At 46.7% G+C, this 12,497-nt stretch carries 11 protein-coding genes and 1 pseudogene; 5 read left to right on the top strand and 7 right to left on the bottom strand.

Annotated features, from left to right (window positions below; translation table 11 throughout):
• Positions 1-17: 17 nt before the first annotated feature.
• On the top strand, positions 18-1,496 hold the full coding sequence (locus LBPC_RS00065; protein ID WP_016377483.1) for a cytochrome ubiquinol oxidase subunit I: 1,479 nt from the start codon (positions 18-20) through the stop codon (positions 1,494-1,496).
• Entirely contained in the window at positions 1,489-2,508 is a 1,020-nt protein-coding gene (gene cydB, locus LBPC_RS00070; RefSeq protein WP_003662302.1) for a cytochrome d ubiquinol oxidase subunit II, read from the top strand. Before LBPC_RS00065 ends, cydB begins: the two co-directional genes overlap by 8 nt.
• A 102-nt stretch (positions 2,509-2,610) precedes the next feature.
• Here cydB and LBPC_RS00075 read toward each other — a convergent pair whose 3' ends face one another.
• Positions 2,611-3,627, bottom strand: a complete 1,017-nt coding sequence (locus LBPC_RS00075; protein WP_041091277.1) for an IS30 family transposase — start codon at positions 3,625-3,627, stop codon at positions 2,611-2,613.
• A gap of 96 nt (positions 3,628-3,723) precedes the next feature.
• Here LBPC_RS00075 and LBPC_RS00080 point away from each other — a divergent pair, with 96 nt between their 5' ends.
• The 3 genes from LBPC_RS00080 to LBPC_RS00090 all read left to right on the top strand — a co-directional run bounded on the left by LBPC_RS00080 (position 3,724) and on the right by LBPC_RS00090 (position 4,957).
• Positions 3,724-3,921 (top strand): hypothetical protein, encoded by a 198-nt coding sequence (locus LBPC_RS00080; RefSeq protein ID WP_016383835.1) that lies wholly within the window; start codon positions 3,724-3,726, stop codon positions 3,919-3,921.
• Positions 3,922-4,338: 417 nt separating this feature from the next.
• Positions 4,339-4,557 carry a Blp family class II bacteriocin gene (locus tag LBPC_RS00085; protein ID WP_003662299.1) on the top strand — a complete coding sequence of 73 codons (219 nt, stop codon included), beginning with the start codon at positions 4,339-4,341 and terminating at the stop codon, positions 4,555-4,557.
• Positions 4,558-4,741: 184 nt separating this feature from the next.
• On the top strand, positions 4,742-4,957 hold the full coding sequence (locus tag LBPC_RS00090; protein WP_016366383.1) for a Blp family class II bacteriocin: 216 nt from the start codon (positions 4,742-4,744) through the stop codon (positions 4,955-4,957).
• Positions 4,958-5,127: 170 nt separating this feature from the next.
• On the opposite strand, the pseudogene LBPC_RS00095 reads toward LBPC_RS00090, so the two are convergent.
• From LBPC_RS00095 to LBPC_RS00120, 6 genes and pseudogenes are all read right to left on the bottom strand, one after another.
• Positions 5,128-5,718: pseudogene (locus tag LBPC_RS00095) on the bottom strand (TMEM175 family protein); the annotation flags it as partial.
• Positions 5,719-6,114: 396 nt separating this feature from the next.
• Positions 6,115-6,510, bottom strand: coding sequence for a hypothetical protein (locus tag LBPC_RS00100; RefSeq protein ID WP_003584064.1), 396 nt, complete (start codon positions 6,508-6,510; stop codon positions 6,115-6,117).
• A gap of 212 nt (positions 6,511-6,722) precedes the next feature.
• Positions 6,723-7,025 (bottom strand): hypothetical protein, encoded by a 303-nt coding sequence (locus LBPC_RS00105; RefSeq protein ID WP_011673935.1) that lies wholly within the window; start codon positions 7,023-7,025, stop codon positions 6,723-6,725.
• 523 nt (positions 7,026-7,548) lie between these two features.
• Positions 7,549-8,784, bottom strand: coding sequence for a cell wall hydrolase P40 (locus LBPC_RS00110; protein ID WP_003577228.1), 1,236 nt, complete (start codon positions 8,782-8,784; stop codon positions 7,549-7,551).
• A 203-nt stretch (positions 8,785-8,987) separates the two neighbouring features.
• On the bottom strand, positions 8,988-11,561 hold the full coding sequence (locus LBPC_RS00115) for an ABC transporter permease (protein ID WP_003662290.1): 2,574 nt from the start codon (positions 11,559-11,561) through the stop codon (positions 8,988-8,990).
• Between the two features lie 12 nt (positions 11,562-11,573).
• Positions 11,574-12,275 carry an ABC transporter ATP-binding protein gene (locus tag LBPC_RS00120; protein ID WP_003568488.1) on the bottom strand — a complete coding sequence of 234 codons (702 nt, stop codon included), beginning with the start codon at positions 12,273-12,275 and terminating at the stop codon, positions 11,574-11,576.
• Positions 12,276-12,497 lie beyond the last annotated feature (222 nt).

Here is a 12,497-nt window from a genome sequence, read left to right on the forward strand (position 1 = left end):
TAATAGAGGTGATCAAAATGGGGCTCACGTTAGCCACGATTCCGCTGGCTGTGACGAATCTGTCACGCATGCAGTTTGCGGTAACCGCGATCACGCATTTTCTATTTGTAACAACGACCATTGGCATGTTGTTGACGACGATGATTTTTGAATTTATGTACGCGTATGGCCGTGGCGATACTGAAAAGTATGGCCGGCTGACCTTATTCTTCAGTCGGATTTTCTTCTTCAGTTTTGGGACAGGTGTTGTTACCGGGCTGATCATGGAGTTTCAATTTGGGATGAATTGGTCGGCGTTTACGCGGTTGATGGGTGATGTTGCCGGTGTACCACTGGCGAGCGAAAGTATGATTTCCTTCTTCGTTGAGTCGACCATCATCGGTTTATGGCGCTTTACTTGGGGTAAGTTGCCAAAACGAGCACATGCTTGGTTAGGCGTTGGGATGTTGGGTGCATCGCTTTTTTCCATTGTCTGGATCATTGCAATCAATGCATTCATGCAAAATCCTTATGGTTTCCGTCTGGAAGGTGGCCGTGCACGGCTCACGAGTCTGATTACGTTATTACAGAACCCGCAATATCGGCCGGAATTTTTGCATGTTTTATTCGCGATCCTGATCACCGGCGGATTTTTGACAGCAGGGATTGCTGCCTGGCAGATTCTGCACAAGCGTGATACGTCAGCGTTCAAAATTGCCGTTCAAATTGGCTTACTCATTGCTTTGCCAGCAGCATTCTTACAGCCGGCACAAGGCGACGATCAAGGTGCCGCAACAGCAGCGTTGCAGCCGATGAAGTTTACCGCAATTGAAGGCCGGTATGAGACGGAAGGTAGTCCCACAACTGGGGCACCTTGGGCGATGGCTGCGCTGATCAATGAAGACACGCACACAACCAAGGCCGTGTCGATTCCGAACATGGGGACTTACTTCGGCAAGAACACGTTCACTGGCACCATGCCGGGCATGAACGCTGTTGCCAAAATGTATCACGCAAAGTTCGATAAGACGGTTGCCAAGTCGTACGATGGCCAGATGACTTATTATCCGCCAGTGACCCTGCTGTTCTGGACCATGCATTTGATGGTTTATGCGGGGTACTTCTTCACGATGTTCGCGTTGTTTGCGACGATCATGCTGCATCGGCGGCAATCGGCAATCGAAGATCATCCCAAAACGTTGCGGACACTCGGTTGGGTACTATGGCTGCCATATTTGACCTTCACATCTGGCTGGATCGTTGCGGAAGTTGGCCGATATCCATTTGTGGTTTATGGGCTACTCACGCAGTACGATGCGGTTTCACCGAGTGTGACCGTCACTGAGGCTGGTACGAGTCTGGCCTTGTTCTTAATGGCCGATATCTTCTTAGTGACCACGATGATTTACATTTCACATCGCACTGTTAAACGCGGTTTGCCGCAAATCACCGGTGATTATCCAGAAGATCGCACAATTCCGGATCCATTTGCAAAGGAGGCGTTCAGTCATGCCTAGCCTTTCAAATTTACAAGTGATCTTTCTAGGTATCATTTCGACTGAGCTGATGCTATTCTTCGTTTTGGACGGCGCTGATTTCGGAGCCGGCATGGCGACATTCTTTGTTGGCGATGATCTATCCAAGCGTCAACAAATTATGAAGGTTACTGGACCAGTTTGGGGCGGTAATGAGACTTGGGCGGTCACCGCCTTTGCAGTGATGTTTGCGGCTTATCCGGGGTGGTACTCAGCGTTAACATCCGGTTATTACCCACTCATCTTCCTTATGCTGTTCTTTCTGATCTTTCGCGGGGTCTCGTTTGATTATCGCAATCAATGGCACAGTCGCCACTACAATCGCTTCTGGGACTGGGCACTTTTCATTGGCAGTTTAATGCCACCATTCCTGTTAGGCATTATCTTTAGTTCCACAGTAAGCGGCGTGCCGATTCGCAATGGCTTCGTCTACGCCAGCATGGGTGACATTCTGACGCCATTCAGTATCCTCGGCGGCATTCTGGCCGTTCTCTTCAGCCTGAATGTTGGTTTGAATCGGGTCATCAAAAAAGTTACCGAACCGGTAGCAACAAGTTTGACAGTTGCGTTAAAACGAACCACTTGGATCCTCTATCCAGCGCTCGTCTTGTTTGCCATCTTATTGCCGTTTAACACGCAGTTCTTTACCAACCGGCCTGTCATTGTCACGTTACTGCTGATTTTACTGGTGGCCTTCCTCGGTGTTGAAACGTGGGCAATCAGCCAACAACGACGGCGTGTAGCCTTTTGGCTTAGTGTCGGCACCATGGCCAGCTTCATTTACACCATTTTTCTAGGGGTCTTTCCAACCCTGATTGTTGGCCGAACGGCGGGTACCTCCATTACGGCGTTAACAGCAACAAGCGGTCCGGTTTCTCTGTTATGGACAGCGTGGTTGTTCGGCTTCACGATTATCTTGATGGTGGGTTTGCAGGCAACAGCCTATCACCTAATCAATAAGTACTACCACGAGCCGGCATCGCCAATGATATAAGCGGCGGCGAAAAGAAGGTGCATATGATGAAAAAGATCTGGATCCTCAATTTTCAAGCCAAGTGCAACGATGATAACGAATTCTTGATAGTGGTCTAGGCTGTTACGCCATGCATCGGTAGTAATCGCATGGGCGAAGATAGTTCAGAATACGTCTGGGACGATGGTTCAGTGCGGATTGGACTGCTTGAATTTCAACCAGGGTAACTGCTCTGAGAGACTTCCCTTTCGGGAAGAATTCCCTAAGCAGTCCATTGGCGTTCTCGTTTGTGCCACGCTCCCAAGGCGAGTACGGATGTGCGAAGTAAATCTGGGTTCCAACAATCTCTGATAACTTGGCAAACTCGGAACCATTGTCAAAAGTGATACTCTCAAATTCCTTGGCCCCGTAGTCGTCGATCGTGTCCTGCAAGGCTTTAAGGCAGGTGCCCGCATGATAGTCAGGAATCTTGACGATGATCTCAGTCCGGCTGTACCGTTCTGTGAGCGTCATTAATGCTGGCTCATCAGCTAAGCGAATACCTTTGACCAAGTCGCCTTCCCAATGTCCCACGCCTGTGCGGTCATTCACGGCCGCAGGACGCAACTCGATTGAGTCGCCGTATATCTTCTTATTCTTGCGCTTGTGGGCGTTCTTATAGCCTTTGATGCGGCGTCGGAGCTTCTTGGAAAGTGTCATGTTGTCTAGCTCAAGCAGCCCGGCGTCGATGTAGCGATACACAGTTGTCGTTGAAGGGCAAGCCTTGCCCTGGTCGCGATAGAAGTGTACGAAGCTATCAACGCTGTGTACGCGCGGCTTACGAGTAAGCTCCCTGGCGAGAGCCTTGAAGAACGCACGGCCGGTCTTAAGGAAGGCGTAGTGACCGGTTCTATCGCGTTTACGGTCGTGCATGGCTTGGGCAGTTTCCGCAAGATAGACTTGATGCGAGTGACGCTTCGAGTCGAGCTGAGTTACAGATCCACGCGTGATTTCTCGTGAGATTGTCGCTTTACTGCGATGAAGCTTCTGTGCAATCACGGTCGCGGTGTCACCAGCAGCCTGAAGGGCCTGAATTGTAGCACGGTCGCTAAAACTGAGTTGTTGGTAATGCTTGTGGGTGTTAGTCTGAGAGTGGGTCATGAAGATTCCTGCTTTCTTGTTTAGCTAGCACTAACAAGAATAGGTCTTCATGGCCTTTATGGTCTAGTCGTCAGGGTGTTGCACTTGAATTGTAAACTGGGGAAAAAGATCTGGATCAATATCTTCTGGGGGCTGTTAGTCGTCAGCTTCTGGCTCTATCAGCTCTTCTGGCCATTATTCTGGAACCCGATCAGCAAGTTCTATGGCATGGTGGCGTTGTACAGCATTGCTGCTATTGCTTTCGGTTTTGCAGTTCGGGCTACAGTAAAAAGGTACGGTCGGCAGAAAGCATAAAGATGAAGTTTATACGCCAAATAGACAACTAAAGTTCGCACATAGTTATTATGTGTGACTTTAGTTGTCTTTTTTATTATATTCCCAGTTCTGTATACCGTTGGGTACCTGATGGACAATCAGTTGAGAGATGGAATTGTACATTTAAACGATGAAGACTTGATCAAAAAGCCTAAAAATAGTTGGATTAGATTCAGAGGATTATTTTTAGCCAAAAGTCCCAAATAAAAGGACGAAAATCTGAACTTAACCTTTATAAGAGTCAGTGTGCGACGTTTATCGGTAAAAACACGACGGTTAAAAATTTTTTACCACAAAATACACTTGCTATTTTATATTGGGTATACAGAAGCCGGCTTCTGTATACCCAAAAACTAAACGTAAATGGCACGAATTAAATAATAAAGGAGAATACACATGAAAGACGTAAGTGTACTAAATGTAACTGAATTGGCTCAAGTTACTGGTGGTGGCATAGGGAAATGCATTGCTGGAACCGTCGGGGGTGGTGTCCTGGGTGCCCTCACAGGTGGAGGATTAGGTTCCAAAACCAAAAACCTGTATGTCATTGGCGGATTGGGAATTTTAGGAGGCGTCGGAGGCGCTATCTACGGTGCTTCAGAATCGTGTTTTTAAACTTATTTTTTGGGTGATTTGTGGCTTGATCAATATCATCTTCCGAATATTGATCGGTGATACATTCGAGCAGTCAATGTTGAATATATTAACAGTAATCCCTTTTTTCTGGATAATTGTTATCACAATAGAAATAACAGTCGCCCATTTTTCAGCGAAAGATCATTTATGATGGAGGATGAACATGAGTAAAACAAGGAAACTGAGTGAACTTGAGCTACAACAGTTTGTCGGCGGAAGTGATTCTAATAAATGCCTTATGGGACTCGTTGGTGGCGGGGCTATTGGTGGTCTAAACGGAGCGGGATCTCTAAGTGGATTTGGCCCAGCAGGAGTTACGATTGGTGGTCTTTACGGGACACTCAGCGGCATTCTAACTGGTTATGCTACAAGTTGCTAACTAATCTTAAAACACTTAGAATTCGTTTTTATTTTAAGATTGAGAATTATATGCAGACATCTTCTGAATAAACCGGTCTATTTGTACTTTGCTCTCAAGATGTGATTAAAAAATACCGCTGCGATGGTCAAGTCGCGGCGGTATTTTGAATGCTGATTTGGCGTCGGCTGTTGGCTGACTTGATCGCTGTCTGATGGTGTTAAAAAACTCAGGATGATCAAGCCGACAAAGGTGATTGAGATCCCAAGTGCTGGATAAAAATAGATGCTAATAGCAGTGATGACAACTGATAGTGGGAAAAAGATTGAGGATAGAAATTTAAAAGGAAACATCTGCGCAATTTTTTGACTAACAGCAGTATGCACGTGTTCAGGTGTTTTTCTAATGGCATCTGAAAGCCATAGATACGATAAACTCCAAAAAATGAAGACAAACAAATATAGATACTCCGGTCCAGTAGCTTGTGGAAACTTCCCGACCCAACCAGTTGCGACAGGCAGTAAGGACATGCTAAAAAGCCACAAGTTGTTAATCCAATAAACTTTTTTTGATATTCTGAGGGCTAAGGCAAACATGTAGTGATGGTTGTACCAAGCCACCCCGACAAAAAGAAAGCTGACAATATAAGCAAAAAAATAAGGTAATTGATGGATAATACCCGTCCATTTTGCGGTTTCCGGGGTTTTAAACTCAAGCACCATAATGGTAAGGATAATGGCTACGACTGCGTCTGTGAATGCTTCAACTCGACCTTTATTCATTTTTTCCTCTTTATCGTAAACTAAGAATGATTCGACAATAAGATCATTTGATCTGAGTTTACTACTGTTTGTTTCTGAGGACACTTTTTAAACCCCAAATATGGGTCTGAAGAAGCGGACAGATAAGCAAGCTCACTAAGCGTTTTTGAGTTTCTGGTGAAAAAAGTTTTATCTCTCTTAATATGAAAAAATTGCGACATCATTTGTTGGTGAGTGGCGCAGCAGCAAACGTTCATAAAGGTATATTTTTCATCGCGGTTTCCTACTGTTAATAATGTGTGATTTTCGACTTTTAGTCAAAGCCATAAAATTGAAAAAGCATGCGTTGGGAAACAACTGAAAAAGGTCGAAGCTACGTTAGCCAATCGACCTTTAAGTTGAGAAACGTGAATTATTTTATTTGTGTTTTTCGGAGACTTGAAGACTGACTAAAAGACTATTGGAGCATAATGAAAACAAAGGTATTAGAACAAATGCGTACCGTGATTTCATCAAAAAAATCGTTGCAAAACAAACAGTCATGATCAAGAGACTACCAACGTTTGAAAAAAGATACGGTTCATCACCCTTAATATGCTTAATAAAGTTAGCATTTCCATAGATAAGCAAGAAGATAGGGATCATTGATAGTTCAGGACTGTGCAACATACCGCCGAGAAAAAAGAGAATATAACCACCATTCAGAGACAGGGCGATCTTACCAGTTTGATCTTCGGAAGTGTGTTGAGCCCATAGCAGCATGCCTAAAATAGAGAAACGCAAATACATTTTAAAAGTAATTTTATCAAGCAATAAATCGCCCCGCCAAGAAAACGTTTTCTAAACGATAGGATACACAGAGGGAAACGACTTTTCAATGTGTTTTAAAATCAATTTATAACTATAAAAATATAATTAATATATAAATGAGGCGATAGTTATTGAATGTATTGCTTGTATAAACACACCTGAAATTTAAAAAGCGAATCAAAAGTGAAACAATTGTTCAGTGTGAGACCGTCATTTCATCGGTGACTGCTTCTACGTTCATGTCTGCTGGCTCCCGCGATGGTTGCAAGCAGAAGCAGGACTGCCGCCGCCAAAGCAAACCAAGTCCAACCGGCAATGGGAACATGAGCATCTGCCAAATAGCCAAAGCCATACATGATAACAAGGTGGCCGCCAGCAAGGACTAGTGCAGTGAACGTCATGCTAAGGCGCTGCCAGATTGTGACGGCGTTGGTGAACCAAGCCGTGGCCATGACTAGTAGCTGTGCCAGCAGCAACAAAGCCATGAGTAGCTGTAAAATTGTGTTGAGATACACCATTTTATTGGGCTCCTTTAAACGTGCTGTAAAGGACGAATCAATTTTGCATTGTTGTACACGTATCATACCAACAAAAATTCAGACTTGATAGTGTTATGCTGCGTCTCAGTTACAGACAGCAGCAGAGATAAACAAGGTCGTTTGGTGAAAAGCCGATATCGATTCCGTGTTGGGTATCATAACTGGTGACAATTGCGATTCCTGTCATGTCGCGTTTGATTGCTACCGGGGCGTGTCTCGAACAAGCGAAATAGTTGCTGATAAACCTCCTTAAGTGCCAAAAAAAGAAGCCACAAGGAATGCGATCGAACATTCTTTGTGACTTCTTTTAGATAACTCGGTAGTTTTTAAGAAAGAGCGTGAGCCAGACCGGTTAGAAACCGGAGTGTAAGTGGGCCTGAACGTGATGACCGGGCTTTGGTCATTGCGTTCAGGGTCCTTACACGCAGGGTTCTGGTCTGGCGAACGCGTTTAGGTTGGGATCGTGATGTGATCCCAAGACGTGATTAAGGGTAGGTAAAAATTACCGGTGGATATAAACGTAGCTGCTTGCACCAGAGATGGTTTGGGTGTTCGGGCCGGTTGGTGAGCTGAAGCCCATGCCGCCTTGGCTGATCGTGACACTGTCACCGGAGACAGATTGGACATAAGCAACGTGACCATATGAACCATCGGCTGTCCATTGACCGCCAACGGATTGACCAGCGGCGAAGACGATGATTGAGCCGGCTGCTGGCGTGTGGTTAACAGTGAAGCCAGCTGCTGCGGCTGAACCGCCCCATTGTGCGCCGTTGCCCCAGCCATTACCAGCCCATGGTGCAACTGATTTGACGTACCAGGTGCACTGACCCCAAGGATAGGTGTTACCTGAACCACTGAAGTCAGCGTGGCTGCCACTGCCTGAAGCTGTGTTGTTGGTGATAACAGAAGAACTGTTGTTTGAAGAACTTGATGTGTTGTTGGCGATGGTGCTGGTTGAAGTTGCGCTGCTTGAACTGCTGGTAGTAGAAGAACTTGCGGTTGAAGCGGCAACGGTCTTCAAAGCGGCTTGGGTTGCAGCAGCTGCTTCAGACTGTTCTTGGGCAAATTGGCTTTGCAAAGCAACCAACTCATCTTTATGATCAGCAATTTGTTTATTCAAAGCATCTTGTTTATCGTTAGCATCTTTTTGTAGGGAAACCAACTGTGATTTCTGGGTTTCCAATGAAGCCTTAGTTGAAACCAGCGTCTGACGGGCATTTTCCTGTTCCGTCTTCAAGCCAGCTAATTTATCCTTGGCAACTGTCACGGCATCAAGCGCATCTTTGCTGGCTTGGCTAAGTTTGCCAACCGTCATGGTGCGGGCAATTAAGTCAGACAAGTTCTGGGAATTCAGAACAAAGTCGATATAGACATTGCCGCTGACAGAGTTGCCAGCCTTTTTCTGCAAGGAGATCAACTGATCTTTCAAGTTGTTCTTGCGTGCTGTGACATTCTTTTGAGCGGCAACAATTTCACCGCTGAGTGATGAAATCTTGGCATCAGTTGCGCTGATCTTAGCCGTTGCATCGCTGATTTGACCATTCTTGGTATCGATCTGCTTGTTCAAATTGATAACTTCTGTGTTCGCATCTTCAATTTGCTTCAACAGTGCATTGGTTTCGCTTTTGTTGGAAGCGATACTGTCGCTTGTATCAGCGAAAACTGGTGTTACGGCGCTAGCAGAACCTGCTAAGGTAACTGCAGCAACCAACGTGATCATGACTTTATTGAATTTCATTTTTGACCTCACCCTTAATTTGATTAACTAAAGGCTACTTTACTGTGTCAATGTTACGTCAGCGTTACAGGACTGTTAGGAGTTGGTCTCAATCTTCATTTGCGCTTCAAAATTGCGATCATGAACGTTTTTAATCCCAATTTTTGATGAATTTTGTATGAAAAAAGCAGCGCCGTGACGACGCTGCCTGACAAAATTGTAGGTTATTCGTTTGATTTCAGGGCTTCGACCATGTCCACCCGTTGGAGTCGACGATGCGTGAGCCAGGTGACGACGCCGGTGAAGGCCAACATGAGTAACGTGGCCGTGAGGTAGCCGACAATGCTGATCGTGAGTGGAAAAACCACGGCCTCAGTTTCGGCTTGATACAAAATGTAGGCTGTCAGCAAATTGCCGAGCAGATAGCCGAACACGATGCCGATCACTGTCAACACAATGCTCTCACGACTGATGTACATGGTGACCTCGCGATCGAAAAAGCCAAGCACCTTGATTGTGGATAGTTCCCGAATGCGTTCCGAAACGTTGATGTTATTCAGATTGTACAAGACCACGAATGACAAAACCGCACTGAGCAGAATAAAAATCAAAACAATAGGATCTAACATACCGCTCATATTGCTTAACGTTTTCTTTGCTGTCGTCGTGAAACTAATCCCGACAATCGCGTGATGATTGAGCAATTGCTTAGCGAGTCGATCATTTTGTTTGCTGCTTTGGGGCTGCAAGCGGACTAGCAAGGTGTTTGGTTTCGCACTATTACCAGCGAGCTGGTGATAAGCGGTGTTGGAGAGATAGCCAAAATGGCCAACGTAATTCTTAGCAATGCCTTTAATTGTGAATCGCTTGCTCTGACCATTAGTTGTGGCGACTTTAAGGGTATCGCCCGTTGTCACGTTGAGTGCCTTAGCCAGTTTGCTGGTGATCACGATACCGTGGCGCGGCAAGGTCAGTTTGCGATTTGACGCCGTTGAACGGAGACTGACATAAGGTTCAAGATCGTTGCCGTTTGCTGGGGCAAACAAATTAACATCGCTCAGGCTATGGCCTTTAGCACTGAGCTTAGCCACCGCGCCGCTAACCGTGCCCGCGCTGCGATAAGCTTTGCTTTTAGCCAGAATGTCGCGGGCCGCAGCTGGCTTTTTGCCATCAGCCAATCGCACAATGGCTTGATAATGGATGACATCACCATACTGTTGAACACCAGTAGCAGTGATTGAGTCTTTGATGCCAAACCCGGTGAGGATCAAGGCGGTGCCGCCAGCAATCCCAAGAATGGTCATCACCAGCCGTGATTTGTATCGGAAAAGATTACGATAGCTGACTTTTTGGTTAAAAGACAGACGCGACCAAAGCGGCGTGATCCGCTCCAGCAAAATGCGTTTGGCTGATTTCGGTGCTCGCGGCCGCATCAAGGCAGCCGGCTTTTCGGTTAGTTCATTGCGGACCACAATGGCGGCGGCCCCTAATGTTGCGATCAGCGCCAATAACAATGACAAGGCGATCAACGGCCATTGCAAGGAGACGACTTGTTGGAGCGGAATGTAATTTTTATACAAGCTCAAGACAATGCGCGGAATGCTCAAGTTGCCAGCAAAAACCCCGATGATCCCACCTAATAAACCAGCTAAGGCAGCATAGGCGAGGTAATTGCGCGCAATCGCCCATTTGCCGTAACCAAGCGCCTTGAATGTGCCGATTTGCGCGCGGGCTTCTTCGACCATGCGACTGACCGTGGTGAAAGTAATCAGCGCAGCGACAAGAAAGAAGAAAACTGGGAAAACATTGGCAATGGCGGCAATTCGATCAGCAGAACCGCCGTAATCGCCAAAGCCAGGCAGATCTTCCCGAGTTTGCCATGTGAGGCTGGTTGACAGTTGTTTGCGAGCTGTGACAGTGGCCTGTTGCTGAAAGGTTGATAGTTGCGGCTTGATAGCTTGATCGGCAGCTGCGGCAACGGCGGCTGCCGGCATGCCTGACGCCGCTAATTGTGCTTGAGCTTTGGCCGTAGCGGTTTTAACAATGTTGGCATATACTGCTGCTCGCAGATCCTTTTCGCCTTGCGCCTTCACGCGCTGTTTCACCAATTTCATTTTTGTAGCAACGGCGTCCTTGTAACGGTTGCTGAAGGTATCGCGTGTTTGCAAAGCTGGGAAGCGAATGTTGAGCTGCGAGGCGACCGGCATCTTCATCTGACTTGCTGGGATGTAGGCAAAATAACGCACGGTGCCATCACCGATATTCGCTGACCCACGACTAGTGTCTTCGATGTAGGCTGGCGAATCAGCAAAACCGCTAATTTTAAAAGTACGTCGAGCAAGCTTGCTGCCGCTGGTGAAGGTGTAAGTTTGACCAAGTTGATAGCCGCTTTTTTTAGCTGCCGTGTCGAGGACAATCTGATTGGCTTGCGTTGGCAGCTGTCCGCTGGTGAGATGCAGTCGATTGATGGTTGTCCCTTTTTGATAGCCGTAAAGCGCAACAACATCGCTGGCGCGGCCGCCTATGACATACTTAAACTTGACGGCTTCTGCCTGCACGCCGCTAACTGATTCAGCGGCTTTAACTTGAGCCTTACTGACACCAGTCGTTGCCAGCAACTGACTATCAGCCAGATGATCGGCTTTCACTGTGGTGTTTAGAGAATCCTTAAGTGCCGGGCCCGTGGCCTTGACGCCGACGAACAGCAGGACACCTAGCATGATAATAATGACAATGGCGATGAACCGGCCCAAAGAGTCGCGAATGTTCCGCCAAAGATTTTTGGTTAATGGTTTCATGACGTGACTCACCTACCACTCAATGTCTGCGACAGGCGTTGGCTGCGGTTCATCGTGAATACTGCGAACCTGCGCATCATTAATTTCGATGATCCGGTCAGCCATTTTGGCAATCGCTGCATTATGGGTAATGATCATGACGGTTTTATGATCTTTACGACTGGCATCCTGTAACAACTGCAAGACTTGTTTGCCGGTTCGATAATCCAAGGCACCAGTTGGTTCATCACAAAGCAGCAGCTTCGGGTTTTTCGCCAACGCCCGAGCAATGGCCACCCGTTGTTGCTCACCGCCAGACAGCTGCGACGGAAAATTATCTAGTCGCGCACCTAGGCCGACTTGCTTTAAAACGGTTGTCGGATCCAAGGCGTCTTTGACAATTGAGCCAGCCAGTTCAACATTTTCCCTTGTTGTCAGGTTCGGAATCAGATTGTAAAACTGGAACACGAAGCCAACATTATGCCGGCGAAAAGCGGTCAGTTGACGATCAGAAAAAGTCGCAATATCGGTGCCGTCAATCCATACCTCGCCTTCAGTGGGGGAGTCCATGCCACCGAGGATATTGAGCAAGGTTGATTTACCGGCACCGCTGGGACCAAGAATCACGGTTAATTTGCCTTGATCAGCCGTAAAATTAATGTCGTTATTTGCTGTAATGATGGTTTCGCCCATTTTGTAACGTTTTGATTCATGTTTGACTTCGATATATGCCATGATTGCCTCCTAGCGTGGATGGTGAGCAATGTGTGAAGTTCTTAGACGCGTTCACAGGCCCAGAAACCTGCACATAAGGACCTCAAGCCTAAATGGCCAAAGCCCAGCCATAGGCCGCTTATGCTCCGGTTTCTAAGCGGGCCTGTTCACGCTCTTCTAACCGCGCCTGCTCACGCTCTTCAACACATTGTCCATTTCATAACATTATGTTAGATTTAAACC

It is taken from the genome of Lacticaseibacillus paracasei subsp. paracasei (assembly GCF_000829035.1).
GTDB lineage: Bacteria > Bacillota > Bacilli > Lactobacillales > Lactobacillaceae > Lacticaseibacillus > Lacticaseibacillus paracasei.